This is a genomic window from Streptomyces virginiae (assembly GCF_000720455.1).
Lineage (GTDB): Bacteria > Actinomycetota > Actinomycetes > Streptomycetales > Streptomycetaceae > Streptomyces > Streptomyces virginiae.
The window spans coordinates 1-14,579 of sequence record NZ_JOAK01000021.1 but is presented as its reverse complement, the minus strand read 5'-3'; the positions used below and the strand labels follow the sequence as shown (position 1 = coordinate 14,579).

General features: G+C 72.6%; 15 protein-coding genes. 13 read left to right on the top strand and 2 right to left on the bottom strand.

What is annotated here, in order from left to right; genetic code table 11:
• Positions 1-11 precede the first annotated feature (11 nt).
• From glmS to IG86_RS42455, 7 genes are all read left to right on the top strand, one after another.
• Positions 12-1,859 (top strand): glutamine--fructose-6-phosphate transaminase (isomerizing), encoded by a 1,848-nt coding sequence (gene glmS, locus IG86_RS0126975; protein ID WP_030825910.1) that lies wholly within the window; start codon positions 12-14, stop codon positions 1,857-1,859.
• 21 nt (positions 1,860-1,880) lie between these two features.
• Positions 1,881-2,249 carry a holo-ACP synthase gene (locus IG86_RS0126970; protein ID WP_030653694.1) on the top strand — a complete coding sequence of 123 codons (369 nt, stop codon included), beginning with the start codon at positions 1,881-1,883 and terminating at the stop codon, positions 2,247-2,249.
• A 4-nt stretch (positions 2,250-2,253) separates the two neighbouring features.
• Positions 2,254-3,657 carry a bifunctional ADP-dependent NAD(P)H-hydrate dehydratase/NAD(P)H-hydrate epimerase gene (locus IG86_RS0126965; RefSeq protein ID WP_030900329.1) on the top strand — a complete coding sequence of 468 codons (1,404 nt, stop codon included), beginning with the start codon at positions 2,254-2,256 and terminating at the stop codon, positions 3,655-3,657.
• Between the two features lie 117 nt (positions 3,658-3,774).
• The gene (gene alr, locus IG86_RS0126960) at positions 3,775-4,911 is read left to right on the top strand and encodes an alanine racemase (protein ID WP_030900327.1); all 1,137 of its coding nucleotides are present in this window, start codon (positions 3,775-3,777) and stop codon (positions 4,909-4,911) included.
• On the top strand, positions 4,856-6,115 hold the full coding sequence (locus tag IG86_RS0126955; RefSeq protein ID WP_078906051.1) for an alpha/beta fold hydrolase: 1,260 nt from the start codon (positions 4,856-4,858) through the stop codon (positions 6,113-6,115). The genes alr and IG86_RS0126955 overlap by 56 nt, the downstream gene beginning before the upstream one ends.
• Complete coding sequence (gene tsaE / locus IG86_RS0126950) at positions 6,066-6,632, top strand: tRNA (adenosine(37)-N6)-threonylcarbamoyltransferase complex ATPase subunit type 1 TsaE (RefSeq protein WP_324610393.1); 567 nt, start codon at positions 6,066-6,068, stop codon at positions 6,630-6,632. Before IG86_RS0126955 ends, tsaE begins: the two co-directional genes overlap by 50 nt.
• A gap of 116 nt (positions 6,633-6,748) precedes the next feature.
• The gene (locus IG86_RS42455) at positions 6,749-6,937 is read left to right on the top strand and encodes a hypothetical protein (RefSeq protein ID WP_107051907.1); all 189 of its coding nucleotides are present in this window, start codon (positions 6,749-6,751) and stop codon (positions 6,935-6,937) included.
• An 84-nt stretch (positions 6,938-7,021) separates the two neighbouring features.
• Here the strand turns inward: IG86_RS42455 and IG86_RS0126940 are convergent, their stop codons facing one another.
• Positions 7,022-7,588 carry a hypothetical protein gene (locus tag IG86_RS0126940; RefSeq protein WP_078848488.1) on the bottom strand — a complete coding sequence of 189 codons (567 nt, stop codon included), beginning with the start codon at positions 7,586-7,588 and terminating at the stop codon, positions 7,022-7,024.
• Positions 7,589-7,707: 119 nt separating this feature from the next.
• On the opposite strand from IG86_RS0126940, the gene tsaB reads away from it, so the two are divergent.
• The 4 genes from tsaB to IG86_RS0126920 are packed head-to-tail and all read left to right on the top strand — an operon-like array spanning position 7,708 to position 10,277.
• The gene (gene tsaB / locus IG86_RS0126935; protein ID WP_030900321.1) at positions 7,708-8,370 is read left to right on the top strand and encodes a tRNA (adenosine(37)-N6)-threonylcarbamoyltransferase complex dimerization subunit type 1 TsaB; all 663 of its coding nucleotides are present in this window, start codon (positions 7,708-7,710) and stop codon (positions 8,368-8,370) included.
• Between the two features lie 26 nt (positions 8,371-8,396).
• Positions 8,397-8,876 (top strand): ribosomal protein S18-alanine N-acetyltransferase, encoded by a 480-nt coding sequence (rimI, locus tag IG86_RS0126930; protein ID WP_030825893.1) that lies wholly within the window; start codon positions 8,397-8,399, stop codon positions 8,874-8,876.
• Positions 8,869-10,008: a tRNA (adenosine(37)-N6)-threonylcarbamoyltransferase complex transferase subunit TsaD gene (gene tsaD / locus IG86_RS0126925; RefSeq protein ID WP_030900319.1), complete on the top strand. Its 1,140-nt coding sequence runs from the start codon at positions 8,869-8,871 to the stop codon at positions 10,006-10,008. The genes rimI and tsaD overlap by 8 nt, the downstream gene beginning before the upstream one ends.
• A complete protein-coding gene (locus IG86_RS0126920; protein ID WP_199826061.1) occupies positions 10,005-10,277 on the top strand; it encodes a hypothetical protein in 273 nt (90 codons plus the stop codon). The genes tsaD and IG86_RS0126920 overlap by 4 nt, the downstream gene beginning before the upstream one ends.
• Before the next feature lie 16 nt (positions 10,278-10,293).
• On the opposite strand, the gene IG86_RS0126915 is transcribed toward IG86_RS0126920, so the two are convergent.
• Positions 10,294-11,484 carry a class I SAM-dependent methyltransferase gene (locus tag IG86_RS0126915; RefSeq protein ID WP_037943148.1) on the bottom strand — a complete coding sequence of 397 codons (1,191 nt, stop codon included), beginning with the start codon at positions 11,482-11,484 and terminating at the stop codon, positions 10,294-10,296.
• Positions 11,485-11,591: 107 nt separating this feature from the next.
• On the opposite strand from IG86_RS0126915, the gene IG86_RS0126910 reads away from it, so the two are divergent.
• Together IG86_RS0126910 and IG86_RS0126905 are read left to right on the top strand one after the other, a co-directional pair.
• Positions 11,592-12,548 carry a polysaccharide deacetylase family protein gene (locus tag IG86_RS0126910; RefSeq protein WP_037943146.1) on the top strand — a complete coding sequence of 319 codons (957 nt, stop codon included), beginning with the start codon at positions 11,592-11,594 and terminating at the stop codon, positions 12,546-12,548.
• 14 nt (positions 12,549-12,562) lie between these two features.
• Positions 12,563-13,438, top strand: coding sequence for a polysaccharide deacetylase family protein (locus tag IG86_RS0126905; RefSeq protein ID WP_030900311.1), 876 nt, complete (start codon positions 12,563-12,565; stop codon positions 13,436-13,438).
• Positions 13,439-14,579: the final 1,141 nt, after the last annotated feature.

The following is a 14,579-nucleotide window of genomic DNA, read 5'->3' as shown; positions in this document are numbered from 1 at the left end:
CGCTGCGCCGTATGTGCGGAATTGTGGGTTACGTGGGAGCGCAGTCTGCGCTCGATGTGGTCATCGCCGGACTCAAGCGACTGGAGTACCGCGGCTACGACTCGGCAGGGGTCGCCGTGCTCGCCGACGGCAGCATGGCCGCCGCCAAGAAGGCCGGCAAGCTCGTCAATCTGGAGAAGGAACTGGTCGCGCACCCGCTGCCGGCCGGTTCCACGGGACTCGGGCACACCCGGTGGGCGACCCACGGCGGGCCCACCGACGTCAACGCCCACCCGCACCTCGACAATTCGGGGCGCGTGGCCGTCGTGCACAACGGCATCATCGAGAACTTCGCCGCGCTGCGGGAGGAGCTCGCCGAGCGCGGACACCGGCTGGAGTCCGAGACCGACACCGAGGTCGTGGCGCACCTGCTGGCCGAGCAGTTCTCGGCCACCGGCGACCTCGCCGAGGCGATGCGGCAGGTGTGCCGCCGTCTCGAAGGCGCCTTCACCCTGGTGGCCGTGCACGCCGACGAACCGGACGTGGTGGTCGGCGCGCGCCGGAACTCGCCCCTGGTGGTGGGCGTTGGAGAGGGAGAGAACTTCCTCGCCTCGGACGTGGCCGCGTTCATCGCCCACACGCGGTCCGCGATCGAGCTGGGGCAGGACCAGGTCGTCGAACTCCGCCGCGAAGGGGTCACGGTGACCAACTTCGACGGTTCGCCCGCCACCGTGCGGGCGTACCACGTGGACTGGGACGCCTCGGCGGCCGAGAAGGGGGGATACGACTACTTCATGCTCAAGGAGATCGCCGAGCAGCCGAAGGCTGTCGCCGACACCCTCCTGGGCAGGATCGACGCGAGCGGCTCGCTGACCCTGGACGAGGTGCGCATCCCCGTCTCGGTGCTCAGGGAGGTCGACAAGGTCGTGATCGTGGCGTGCGGTACGGCCTACCACGCGGGCATGATCGCGAAGCTGGCCATCGAACACTGGACCCGCATCCCGTGCGAGACGGAGCTGGCGAGCGAGTTCCGCTACCGCGACCCGATCCTGGACCAGCGGACGCTGGTGGTCGCGATCTCGCAGTCCGGCGAGACCATGGACACCCTGATGGCGCTGCGCCACGCACGCGAGCAGGGCGCCAAGGTGCTGGCCATCTGCAACACGAACGGCTCGACGATCCCCCGCGAGTCGGATGCCGTGCTCTACACGCACGCCGGTCCGGAGGTCGCCGTCGCCTCGACCAAGGCCTTCCTGACGCAGCTCGTGGCCTGCTACCTGGTCGCGCTGTACCTCGGGCAGGTCCGCGGCACCAAGTGGGGCGACGAGATCCAGGCGGTGATCCGCGAGCTGTCGGACATCGCCGCGGCCGTGGACACGGTCCTGGAGACCATGGAGCCGGTCCGTGAACTCGCGCGCTCCCTCGCCGAGAAGAACACCGTGCTCTTCCTCGGACGCCACGTGGGCTACCCGGTGGCGCTGGAGGGCGCGCTCAAGCTCAAGGAGCTGGCGTACATGCACGCCGAGGGCTTCGCGGCGGGCGAGCTCAAGCACGGGCCGATCGCGCTCATCGAGAAGGACCTGCCGGTGGTCGTGGTCGTCCCCTCCCCCCGCGGCCGGTCGGTGCTCCACGACAAGATCGTGTCGAACATCCAGGAGATCCGGGCGCGCGGGGCGCGGACCATCGTGATCGCGGAGGAGGGCGACGAGGCGGTCGTCCCGTACGCGGACCACCTGATCCGCATCCCGGCGACGCCGACGCTGCTCCAGCCGCTGGTGGCGACGGTGCCGTTGCAGGTGTTCGCCTGCGAGCTGGCGACGGCCCGGGGCAACGAGGTGGACCAGCCGCGTAACCTCGCAAAGTCCGTGACGGTGGAGTAGTCGGGTAGTGGGGTGGGCCGAGTGATTGTCGGCGTCGGGATCGATGTGGCGGAGATCGAGCGGTTCGGCGCGGCGCTTGCGCGCACGCCGGGCCTCGCCGGGCGGCTGTTCGTCGAGGCCGAGTTGACGCTGCCGAGCGGCGAGCGGCGCGGGACCGCCTCGCTCGCCGCGCGGTTCGCCGCCAAGGAGGCGCTGGCCAAGGCGCTCGGCGCGCCGGCCGGGCTGCTGTGGACCGACGCCGAGGTCTACGTGGAGGACAGCGGGCAGCCGCGGCTGCGCGTGTCGGGCACGGTCCAGGCGCGGGCGCTGGCGCTGGGCGTGAAGTCCTGGCACATCTCGCTGAGCCACGACGCCGGTGTGGCTTCCGCCGTGGTGATCGCCGAGGGTTGACCCCATGCGTACTGCTTACAGCGTGGACACCGTACGGGCCGCCGAGCGGGAGCTGATGGCCCGGCTGCCGGAGGGCGCCCTGATGCAGCGGGCGGCGGCCGGGCTGGCCGCCGCCTGCGCGGGACTGCTGACGCGGCGGCGCGGCCGGGTCTACGGGGCCCGGGTCGTGCTGCTCGTCGGCCCCGGCGACAACGGCGGCGACGCCCTGTACGCCGGCGCGCGGCTGGCGCGGCGCGGCGCCGGGGTGACGGCCGTGCCGATGGACCCCGAACGGATGCACGCGGGCGGCCTGGCCGCACTGCGGGCCGCCGGCGGGCGGCTGGAGCAGGCCGTACCGCAGCGGGCGGACCTGGTGGTGGACGGCCTGCTCGGGATCGGCGGCCGGGGCGGGCTGCGGCCCGCGGGCGCCGCGCTGGCGGAGCGGATCCCGTCCGGGATCCCCGTGGTCGCCGTGGACCTGCCCAGCGGCGTGGACGCCGACACGGGGGAGGTGGCGGGGCCCGCCGTCACCGCCGACGTGACCGTGACGTTCGGGGCGTACAAACCGGGACTGCTGATCGACCCCGGCGCCTCCCGGGCGGGCGCGCCGCACCTGGTGGACATCGGGCTGGAGCTGCCGGAGCCGGAGCTGGAGGTCCTCCAGCACGCCGACGTGGCGGGGCTGCTGCCGGAGCCGACGGCGTCGAGCGACAAGTACCGGCGCGGCGTCGTCGGGATCGTCGCCGGGTCGGCCCAGTACCCGGGAGCGGCAGTGCTGGCCGTGGCGGGAGCCCTCCGCGGCGGCGCGGGCGCGGTGCGCTACGTCGGCCCGGCGGCGGACGCCGTCCTGGCCCGCTACCCCGAGACGCTCATCGGCCCCGGGCGGGTACAGGCGTGGGTGATCGGCCCGGGGCTGGGGGAGGGGCGCGCCGGTGAGGTCGCCGACCTCCTCGCGGGCGACGCGGCGGTACTCGTCGACGCGGACGGGCTGCGCGGTCTGGACCCGGCGGTGCTGCGCGCGCGGACGGCCCCGACCCTGCTGACCCCGCACGCGGGGGAGGCCGCGGCGCTGCTCGGGGTGTCGCGGGAATCGGTGGAGGCGGGCCGGCTGGCGGCCGTACGGCGGCTGGCGGAGCGGTACGGGGCGACGGTCCTGCTGAAGGGGTCCACGACGCTGGTCGCCTCCGCCGGCGGCCGGCCGGTCCGTGTGAACCCGACGGGCTCGCCGTGGCTGGCCACCGCGGGCAGCGGGGACGTGCTGTCCGGACTGGCCGGCTCCCTCCTGGCGGCCGGACTGTCCGGGGCGGACGCCGGTTCGGTGGCGGCGTACCTCCACGGCTTGGCGGCCCGCCGCACGGGCGGCCCCCTGCTGGCCCACCAGCTGGCCGAGGCCCTCCCCACCGCCTGGCAGGACGCGACCCACCCCTGACTGCGCGGCCCTGCCCCCAGCGGCGACCCGCACCCCCGCGCGCCGCGCCGGCGGAATTGTCCGCCTCATCGGCCGCCCGCACCAGGGCCCGGCAGGGATTCTGAGAGACTGTGGGCGATGAACGAGACAGCGACGCGCGTGTACGCCGAGATCGATCTTGACGCCGTACGGGACAACGTGCGCGCACTGCGCGAGCGGGCGCCCCGGTCCGAGTTGATGGCGGTCGTCAAGGCGAACGCCTACGGGCACGGGGCAGTGGAGTGCGCCAGGGCCGCCCGGCAGGCCGGCGCCACCTGGCTCGGGACCGCCACCCCCGACGAGGCCCTCGCGCTGCGCGCCGCCGGGCTCGAAGGCCGGATCATGTGCTGGCTCTGGACCCCCGGCGGGCCCTGGCGCGAGGCCGTCGAGGCCGACCTGGACGTCTCCGTCAGCGGAATGTGGGCCCTCGACGAGGTGCGCGAGGCCGCCCGCGCGGCCGGCCGCACCGCACGCGTCCAGCTCAAGGCCGACACCGGCCTCGGCCGCAACGGCTGCCAGCCCGCCGACTGGGAGGCCCTGGTCGGCGCGGCCGTCGCCGCCGAGGCAGAGGGCACCGTCAAGGTCACCGGCGTCTGGTCGCACTTCGCCTGCGCCGACGAGCCCGGCCACCCCTCGATCAAGCTCCAGCTCGACGCCTTCCGCGAGATGCTCGCGTACGCGGAGAAGGAGGGCATCGACCCCGAGGTCCGGCACATGGCCAACTCGCCCGCCACCCTCACCCTCCCCGAGTCGCACTTCGACCTGGTGCGCCCCGGCCTCGCCGTCTACGGGGTCTCGCCCGCACCCGAGATCGGGACCCCGGCCCAGCTCGGCCTGCGGCCCGCCATGACCCTCAAGGCCTCCCTCGCCCTGGTCAAGACGGTGCCCGCCGGGCACGGCGTCAGCTACGGCCACCACTACGTCACCGGCGGCGAGACGACCCTCGCGCTGGTCCCGGCCGGCTACGCCGACGGCATCCCGCGCCACGCGTCGGGCGCCGGCCCGGTGCTCGTCGGCGGCAAGATCCGCCACGTCGCCGGACGCGTCGCCATGGACCAGTTCGTGGTCGACTTGGACGGAGACCGGGCCCGCGCCGGTGACGAGGTCGTCATCTTCGGGGACGCGGAACGCGGTGAACCCTCCGCCGAGGACTGGGCACAAGCGGCGCACACGATCGCGTATGAGATCGTCACCCGTATCGGTGGACGCGTGCCCCGGGTGTACCTGGGCGGCTGAACGGAGTGAGGGCGGCGGCGTGAGCGAGAACTGGCGCAGGGCCGGCTGGGCCGGCGCCGCCATCGGCGTGATAGCCGCGGGCGCGGCGGCCGGTGTCGCGGTCGAGCGGATCACCGTCGGACGCGGCATGCGCCGCAAGGCCCGCCTGGCCCTCGACGCCGCGGGCGACTACGGCTCCCTGCGCGGCACCGAGGGCACCTGCCGGGCCGAGGACGCCACCGAGCTCTACTACGAGGTCGACGAACTCCCCGAGGACGGCAAGCGGCGCCGGCTGCGGCGCAAGGCCGAGCCCCCGGCCACCGTCGTCTTCTGCCACGGCTACTGCCTCGCCCAGGACTCCTGGCACTTCCAGCGGGCGGCCCTGCGCGGCGTGGTCCGCTCCGTCTACTGGGACCAGCGCAGCCACGGGCGCAGCGGGCGCGGCCTGGCCCAGGCCGACGGCGAGCCGCTGACCATGGAGCAGCTCGGCCGGGACCTGAAGGCCGTCATCGACGCCGCCGCTCCCGAGGGCCCGCTGATCCTGGTGGGTCACTCGATGGGCGGAATGACCATCATGGGATTCGCCGAGCAGTACCCCGACCTCGTACGCGACCGCGTCGTCGGCGTGGCCCTGGTCGGCACCTCCAGCGGCCGCCTGGACGAGGTGACGTACGGGCTCCCCGCCGCCGGCATGGGCGCCGTGCGCAGGATCCTGCCGGGCGTGCTGAAGGCCCTCGGATCGCAGGTGGAACTGGTCGAGAAGGGCCGCCGGGCCACCGCGGACCTCTTCGCCGGCATGATCAAGATGTACTCGTTCGGCTCCCGCGACGTGGACCCGGGCGTCGCGCGCTTCGCGGAGCGGCTCATCGAGGGCACGCCGATCGACGTCGTCGCGGAGTTCTACCCGGCCTTCCAGACCCACGACAAGACCGCCGCGCTCCAGCAGTTCGCCGGCATCCCGGTCACCGTCATCGCCGGGGACAAGGACATGATCACCCCGCCGGGGCACAGCGTGTCCATCAAGGACGTGCTGCCCGCCGCCGAGCTCGTCGTCCTGGAGTCCACCGGGCACCTGATGATGCTGGAGCGCCCGGAGACGGTGACGCGGTTGCTCACCGAGCTGCTGGCCCGCACCGGGGCGGTGCCGGTCCCGGTAGCGACTAACGTTGGCGTGCATGGAAGAAGTACCGCTGGAAGCACAGCGCAGCCAGGCACCGGCAGCTGAGTCCGGGCACGGCACACGGACCCGGATCACCGTCGACTCACCCCACGCGATGCAGGAGCTGGGCCGGCGCATCGCCGGCCTGCTGCGCCCCGGCGACCTCGTCCTGCTGACCGGTGAACTGGGCGCCGGCAAGACCACGCTGACCCGCGGCCTGGGCGAGGGCCTGGGCGTGCGCGGGGCAGTGACCTCGCCGACCTTCGTGATCGCCCGGGTGCACCCCTCGCTGACCGGCGGCCCGGCGCTGGTGCACGTGGACGCGTACCGCCTGGGCGGCGGACTGGACGAGATGGAGGACCTGGACCTCGACGTCTCGCTGCCCGAGTCCGTGGTCGTCGTCGAGTGGGGCGACGGCAAGGTCGAGGACCTCTCCGACGACAGGCTGCACGTGGTGATCGCGCGGGCCGTCGGCCACGAGGAGGTCCTGGACGACGTGCGCGAGGTGTCCGTGCGCGGGGTCGGGGCGCGCTGGGGCGCCGGAGCGGGGCTGGACGCCCTGGCCGGAGCGCTCTCGGAGTAAACGTACCGACAACGCGTCGGCAAGATATTGCGCGGGCGGCGGCGCTCGTGATGACATGGTACCGAGAGTTTCTTAGGTATGCCTAAGTACGGTGTCCCGGGGTCCAGGAGGCAGCCATGTCGGCACCAGCAGGAGCACAGCGCCACCCCCGCCCGTCCGCCGTCTCCATGCACGTGCTGCTGGCCGCCGGAATGGCCGCCACCGCCGTCTCGACGCCGCCCTCGCGCGAAGAACGCCCGCCGCGCGAGGACGGGCCCGAGGGCGGCGTGCGCGAACAGGCCGCTCCGGCATCCGAAGCGGCCTGAAGGGCCCGAAGGGGCCTGAGGGGCTCATACCGAACGTACGGGCCCTGGCGGGTCGCCCGTACGGGTGAAGCGGGGGCCGGCCCGTCAGGGCGTGACGACGACCTTGGAATTGATCGTCGCGAAGGCCCACATCGCGTCGCCGTCGGCGCGCGTCATGCGGATGCCGCCGGTCTTCTTGTTCGGGTCGGGCTCCGGGGTCGTGCCGTCCACGCGCGCGCTGAAACCGACCGCCACACCCTCCTGGGTGGCGAACCGGACGACGTGCTCGATCGGCACACCGTCCGAGCCCGTGACCGAGCCCGAACGCGAACCGACGACGTAGGTGCCCGGCTTCGGGTGCACCGTGCTCGGCATCACCGTGAACGACTTCGGCTGCGGCTGCTGCGCGGCGTCCCCCACCAGCCACACCCGCTTCTGACCCACCGAGTACACGACGCGCACACCCGTGCCGGAACCTTCCGGCACGGGCACCGGCTTCGCCGGATCCTGCTTGCCCGCGGCCGCCGGGCTCGCGGCGGGCGCCGGCTCCTGCGCGGCCGCCTGCGGGGGGTGTGCCGGCGCCGTGGCGGAGGCCTGGTAGCCGAGGAAGCCGACGGCGGCGATCGCCGCGGCGGTGAGCCCGGCCACGATTCCCGAGCTGCTGCGTGCCACCTTGCTCCACCTCTCCGCGCTGACGTGATCCCTCGTGATCCCTCGGTCGAAAGGTAGCAGCCGCCCCGCTCAACGACCGGGCGCAAGGGGCGCGGCCGCCGGAGTCGTAGGCTGTTCGCGTGCTCTTGCTCGCAGTAGATACCGCCACGCCCGCCGTCACCGTCGCCCTGCACGACGGCGAGTCCGTCGTCGCCGAGTCCAGCCAGGTCGACGCCCGCCGCCACGGGGAGCTGCTCATCCCCTCCGTGGACCGGATCCTCGCCGAGGCCGGGCTGAAGCTCGACGCCGTCACCGGCATCGTGGTCGGCGTCGGACCCGGCCCCTACACCGGACTGCGCGTCGGCCTCGTCACCGCCTCCACCTTCGCCGCCGTGCTGGGCGTGCCCGTCCACGGCGTGTGCACCCTCGACGGACTCGCCTACGCCGCGGGCACCGCCGGGATGGAGGGCCCCTTCACCGTCGCCACCGACGCGCGGCGCAAGGAGGTCTACTGGGCACGCTACGAGGACCCGCGCACGCGCGTCGGCGAGCCCGCCGTGGACCGCCCGGCGGAGATCGCCGAGCAGGTCGCGGGAGTGCCCGCGGTGGGCCAGGGCGCGCTCCTGTACCCCGAGGTGTTCCCGGACGCCCGCGGCCCCGAGCACCAGTCGGCCGCCGCGCTGGCCTCCCTCGCCGCGGAACGACTCGCTGCGGGCGCGGAGTTCCTCCCCCCGACCCCGCTCTACCTGCGCCGCCCCGACGCGCAGGTGCCCAAGAACTACAAGGTGGTCACCCCGCAGTGACCACGGCCGAGACGGTTCTGCGCGAGATGCGCTGGTGGGACATCGCGCCGGTGCTGGAACTCGAGCACGACCTCTTCCCCGAGGACGCCTGGTCCGCCGGGATGTTCTGGTCCGAACTGGCCCACGCGCGCGGCCCGCAGGCCACCCGCCGCTACGTCGTCGCCGAGACGCCCGACGGCCGCCTCGTCGGCTACGCCGGGCTGGCCGCCGCCGGCGACCTGGCCGACGTACAGACCATCGCGGCCGCCCGCGACCAGTGGGGGACCGGGCTCGGCGCCCGGCTCCTGACCGACCTGCTGCGCGCCGCCACCGCGTTCGAATGCGCCGAGGTGCTGCTGGAGGTGCGCGTGGACAACACCCGCGCACAGAAGCTCTACGAGCGCTTCGGGTTCGAGCCCATCGGCTTCCGGCGCGGCTACTACCAGCCGGGCAACGTCGACGCGCTCGTCATGCGACTGACCGACCCCGCACAAGCACGAACTGAGAGCAGTGAGAGCAATGGCTGACGAACCGCTCGTCCTCGGCATCGAGACGTCCTGCGACGAGACCGGCGTCGGCGTCGTCCGCGGCACCACCCTCCTCGCGGACGCGATCGCGTCGAGCGTCGACGAGCACGCCCGCTTCGGCGGCGTCGTGCCCGAGGTGGCCTCGCGGGCCCACCTGGAGGCGATGGTCCCCACCATCGAGCGCGCCCTGAAGGAGGCCGGCGTCAGCGCCCGCGACCTCGACGGCATCGCCGTCACGGCCGGTCCCGGCCTCGCCGGGGCACTGCTGGTGGGCACCTCGGCCGCCAAGGCCTACGCGTACGCCCTGGGCAAGCCCCTGTACGGCGTCAACCACCTGGCCTCGCACATCTGCGTCGACCAGCTGGAGCACGGCCCGCTGCCCGAGCCGACGATGGCGCTCCTGGTGTCCGGCGGGCACTCCTCGCTGCTGCTGGCCCCGGACATCACCTCCGACGTACGACCGCTCGGCGCGACCATCGACGACGCCGCGGGCGAGGCCTTCGACAAGATCGCGCGCGTGCTGCAGCTCGGCTTCCCCGGCGGCCCGGTCATCGACCGGCTCGCGAAGGAGGGCAACCCGAAGGCGATCAACTTCCCGCGCGGCCTGACGGGCTCGCGCGACCCCGCGTACGACTTCTCCTTCTCCGGCCTGAAGACGGCCGTCGCCCGCTGGATCGAGGCGAAGCGGAACGCGGGCGAGGAGGTGCCGGTGCGCGATGTGGCCGCGTCCTTCCAGGAGGCCGTGGTGGACGTCCTGACGCGCAAGGCGATCCGGGCGTGCAAGGACGAGGGCGTCGACCACCTGATGATCGGCGGCGGTGTGGCGGCCAACTCCCGGCTCCGCTCGCTCGCCCAGGAGCGCTGCGACGCCGCGGGGATCGTCCTGCGCGTGCCGCGGCCGAAGCTGTGCACGGACAACGGCGCGATGGTGGCCGCGCTGGGCGCGGAGATGGTCAAGCGGAACCGGCCCGCCTCGGACTGGGACCTGTCGGCGGACTCCTCGCTGCCGGTCACGGACCCGCACGTGCCGGGGACGTCCCACGGCCACGATCACGGCCACTCGCACGGCCACGGCCACGGCCACGACCATGACCACGTGCACGAGCTGAGCAAGGACAACCTGTACTCGTGAGCACCGTCGTCCTGATGTGGGAGGCCCGGGCCGCCGACGGCCGGGGCAACGAGCTGCTGGAGTGGGCCCGCGCCCAGGTCCTCGCCCGGGATCCGGTACGCCGCGAGGTGTTCCGGGCCCCGCAGGACCGGGTGCTCGTGATCACCTGGTGGGAAGCGGCCGAAGGCCTCGCGGCGGACCTCCCCGAACTGCCCGAACCGGCCGCCGACCTGATCACGCGCGCGGTGCACCGCTGGCGCTTCGAGTCGGTGGAGGTCGAGGGGGGCTGAGCCCGGCCCGGGGCGCCTACGCCCCGGGCGGTACGGCCGCTGCAGGGGCGCCGATCAGCATCGAGGGGGCTCCCGCCACCCGGGTCAGGAAGACCGTCGCCGCATTCGGGCCCTGCGGCTTGACCTTCTTGCGCAGCTCCTCGGGCTCGACCGCAGAACCGCGCTTCTTCACGGTCAGGATCCCGACCCCGCGCTCGCGCAGCAGGGCCTTCAGCTTCTTCAGGCCGAAGGGCAGCACGTCGGTGATCTCGTACGCCGTCGCGTACGGCGTCGCGCGCAGTTCGTCCGCGGTGATGTAGGCGATGGTCGGGTCGATGAGCCGGCCCTGAAGCTGCTCGGCGACCTCGGCGACCAGGTGGGCGCGGATCACGGCGCCGTCGGGCTCGTAGAGCCAGCGGCCCACCCGGCCGGCCTCCGGATCGGGCAGCGGATCGGCGGTGTGCAGCTCGCGCGGCCCGGGGAGCAGGGTGGCGCGCACGGTCCCGGGGGCGGTGCCGAACCACAGCACGGCCTCCTTGACGTCCCCCTGGTCGGAGATCCACTCGGCCTCGGCCTCCGCCGGGACCGCCTCGTGCGGGATCCCGGGGGCGATCTTGATGGCGGCGTACTTCGCCGCGCGGGCCGCCTCCACGGCCCACGACAGCGGCGGCGAGTAGGACTCCGGATCGAAGATCCGGCCGCGGCCCCCGCGCCGGGCCGGGTCGATGAAGACGGCGTCGTGGCCGGAGGTGTCCACCTCCGTCACGTCGGCCTCCCGGACCTCGATCAGGTCCGCCAGGCCCAGCGCCTCGGCGTTGGCCCGCGCGACGGCGGCCGTCAGCGGGTCGTGGTCCACCGCGAGCACCCGGATGCCGAGCCGGGCCAGGGCCACGGCGTCCCCGCCGATGCCGCAGCACAGGTCCGCGAGGCTGCGTACGCCGAGGGCAGCGAGCCGCTCGGCCCGGTACGAGGCCACGGACGCGCGGGTGGCCATCTCGCCACCGCCGGGGGTGAAGTACATCCGGAAGGCGTCCTCGGCCCCGAACTTCGCCACCGCGCGCTGCCGCAGCCGGGCCTGCCCGAGGGCCGCGGAAACCAGCCCTGCGGGGTGCTCGCGGCGCAGCCGGGTGGCGACGGCCAGCTCCCGGGCGGGGTCGTAGTCGCGGAGCGAGTCGAGGAGGGCGCGGCCCTCGGGGGTGAGGAGGGCGGCGAAGTCTTCGGGGGTCACGGGTCCATTGTCGGCGACGGGGTGTGTGGGCCGGTCGGAGGAACGTCGCACCCCGGTGCGCGGTGTCGTCCGGGAAGCCCGCGTGTCGGGTGCCAGGATGCGCTGCTATGCAGCTAGTCGGACAAAGGGAAGATAAGACGCAACTGGGTCACCGGTACGCGGCGGGTCCGCGCGGCCGGTTCGGGGTGGCCGTGGCCGCCCTGCTGGTAGCCGCCCTCGGCACGGCGTGCGGCTCGGGGCAGTCGGGGGCCCCGGACAAGGTCGAGAAGTCGAAGGCCGCCAAGGGCTCGGAGGCGGGCGCCGCGGGTGCGCTCAGCGCCGCCGAGAAGGCCAAGGCGCTGCAGCAGGCGCGCATCGCCGCGGCGAAGAAGTGGGGGCTGCGCAAGGTGCCGCTCGCCGCCCCCGCGGCGCCGAAGGAGAAGCCGCACATCAGCACGCGCGACGGCTTCGAGGTGTGGAACCACGAAGAGGACGAACTGCCCCCGGTCTTCACCACCGTCCCCACGGAGGACAAGGTCGTCTTCCTGACCATCGACGACGGCTCGGAGAAGGACCCCGAGTTCCTGAAGATGATGCAGGAGCTGAAGATCCCGTACACGGCCTTCCTCAGCGACTACCTGGTGAAGGACGACTACCCGTACTTCAAGCAGATGCAGGCAGCCGGCGTCACCCTGAACAACCACACCCTCAACCACCGCTACATGCCCGGGCTGTCGTACGAGCAGCAGCGCGAGGAGATCTGCGGCCAGCAGGACACCATCCAGAAGACGTTCGGCAAGCGGCCGACCCTCTTCCGGCCGCCGTACGGCAACTACAACGACGACACCCTCAAGGCGGCGAAGTCCTGCGGCATCAAGGCCGTCCCGCTGTGGAACGCCGAGGCGTTCACGAACCGCATGGACTACCGGGAGTGGGACCGCGACCTGCACCCCGGTGACATCATCCTCACGCACTTCCGGGGTAAGGAGGACTGGAAGGGCACGATGCCTGACATGATCCGTCATGTCATGAAGACCGTCACGGACAAGGGATATGCCGTGGCTCGCCTGGAGGACTACTTGTGAGGTATGCGCGCCGGTTGGTAGCCGGAACGCTGGCGGCCGGCGCGCTCGCGCTCTCCCTGACGGGGTGCGGGGAGAGCGTGGACCCCATCGAACGGCTGGGCCGCAAGGCGACGCAGGAGCCGTCGCAGACGCCGTCCGCATCGGCGTCTGCGACGGCTCCTGCGCCGGACTCCGCCGGTGCGCAGGGGGGTGCCTCCGACGAGGCGTACAAGAAGTGGGGCCTGACGGCCCCCGTCCAGTACGCGCCGAAGCCCGCCCAGAAGCCGCAGATCCCGAAGGCGGCCCCCGGCAAGGTCCCGGTGATAGACCGAATACCCCTGCCGGCCGAGGAGAAAATAGTCTTCCTGACTTTTGACGACGGCGCCGAGAAGGACCCCGAGTTCCTCAAGATGGCGGCCGACCTCAAGCTGCCGATCAGCATGTTCCTCACGGACAGCGTGGCCTCGTCGGACTACGGGCACTTCGAGAAGCTCCGCGACAACGGCTCGGCGAGCACGGTGAACAACCACACGCTGACCCACCCGAACCTGCGGACCCTCTCCTTCGAGGCGCAGAAGAAGGAGATCTGCGGCCAGCAGGACAAGCTGGAAAAGCGCTTCGGCCAGCGCCCGCCGCTCTTCCGCCCGCCCTTCGGCAACTACAACGACGACACCCTCCGGGCGGCCTCGGAGTGCGGTGTCTCGTCGGTGCTCCTGTGGCGGGTGTCGATGCAGATCAACAACTTCCAGTACGCCCAGGGCTCCGCCCTCCAGCCCGGTGACATCATCCTGGCCCACTTCCGCGGCCCGTCCGAACTCAAAGGCGCGACGGAAATCCAGATGACGACCCGCATGCTCCAGCGCATCCAGGAACAGGGCTACCGGATAGGGCGACTGGAGGACTACCTGTAGGGGACGGAGGCGGGGCGGGATTCGCGGGGCGGGGGCGGGGGCCTTGATGGGGGCTTCGGGGGTCGGGAGCCGCTGGGGCGGGATCAGGGACGGTTCGAGGGTTTCCCGTCAGTCCCATCGTCTCTCCGCGTCGGGCCGGCCCGTCAAGGGCGCTCCCTCCGGTCGCGTCACTTCGTGATGGCCTTCGGCCACCCTTGACCGCCCGTCCCGCCACGGAAATCCGAAAGACTGCCGGGAAGCCCCCGAAGGAACGGGCCGGGTGTTCCCTTTCCGAGACCCGGCGTCGGAGATGCCCGGGCGGAGCCCCGGGCGCCCCAAATCGCTACGCGCTCCTGACGGACGGCGTCTGCGAGCCCCTGGGGCTGGACATAAGCCGCCAACAATCGCTACGCGCTCCTGCGAGAGGGCGTCTGCGAGTCCCTTGGGCTGGGCATAGGCCGCCATCGATCGCTACGCGCTCCTCGCTGACGGCGTCCGGCCCTTGTCCGGGGCTGAGAGGGGCGATATTGGGGGGCGGGAGGGCGAAGCATCGGCTCAGCCGATGCCAACCCCCACCAAGGTCACGGTGAGATCCCACCTGCTGGTACAGACAGGGGTAATTGGGGCATATTGAGGGCTCTTTGGGGGGCGGATTCGCCCAGACATGGATTGGCATCGCTCCAGCCGTCATCTGACGCTTTTCCTCCCCTACGACAGGGGTGGACGCCCTCTATGAGGGGTGGCGGAAGGTTTCTGCGGCCTATGCCCGGCCACGGAGACTCGCGGACGCGTGATGGGGGCGTGTGTGGTGATCGATGGCGGCTTATGTCCAGCCCAAGGGGCTGGCAGGCGCCGTCTGTCAGGAGCGCGTAGCGATCGATGGCGGCTTATGCCCGGCCACGGAGGCTCGCGGACGCGTGATGCAGGCGCGTGTAGCGATCGTGGGCGGCTTTTGCCCAGCCCAAGGGGCTCGCAGGCGCCGTCTCGCAGGAGCGTGTAGCGATTTGACGCGCCCCTCGACCGCCGCCGCGCATCTCCGACGCCCCGTCCCTGAAATCTGGAACCGGCCCGTTCCTTTGGGGGCTTCCCGGCTGTCCTCGTATGTCCGTGGCGGGACGGGCGGTCAAGGGTGGAGCGCAGCGACATCGCGAAGCGACGCGAC

What these genes read in the sequence shown, in the direction of transcription:
- glmS (WP_030825910.1), top strand. Translation starts at nt 12, where the DNA reads ATGTGCGGAATTGTGGGTTACGTGGGAGCGCAGTCTGCGCTCGATGTG.
- IG86_RS0126965 (WP_030900329.1), top strand. Translation starts at nt 2,254, where the DNA reads ATGCGTACTGCTTACAGCGTGGACACCGTACGGGCCGCCGAGCGGGAG.
- alr (WP_030900327.1), top strand. Translation starts at nt 3,775, where the DNA reads ATGAACGAGACAGCGACGCGCGTGTACGCCGAGATCGATCTTGACGCC.
- IG86_RS0126955 (WP_078906051.1), top strand. Translation starts at nt 4,856, where the DNA reads ATGAGATCGTCACCCGTATCGGTGGACGCGTGCCCCGGGTGTACCTGG.
- tsaE (WP_324610393.1), top strand. Translation starts at nt 6,066, where the DNA reads ATGGAAGAAGTACCGCTGGAAGCACAGCGCAGCCAGGCACCGGCAGCT.
- IG86_RS42455 (WP_107051907.1), top strand. Translation starts at nt 6,749, where the DNA reads ATGTCGGCACCAGCAGGAGCACAGCGCCACCCCCGCCCGTCCGCCGTC.
- rimI (WP_030825893.1), top strand. Translation starts at nt 8,397, where the DNA reads ATGCGCTGGTGGGACATCGCGCCGGTGCTGGAACTCGAGCACGACCTC.
- tsaD (WP_030900319.1), top strand. Translation starts at nt 8,869, where the DNA reads ATGGCTGACGAACCGCTCGTCCTCGGCATCGAGACGTCCTGCGACGAG.
- IG86_RS0126910 (WP_037943146.1), top strand. Translation starts at nt 11,592, where the DNA reads ATGCAGCTAGTCGGACAAAGGGAAGATAAGACGCAACTGGGTCACCGG.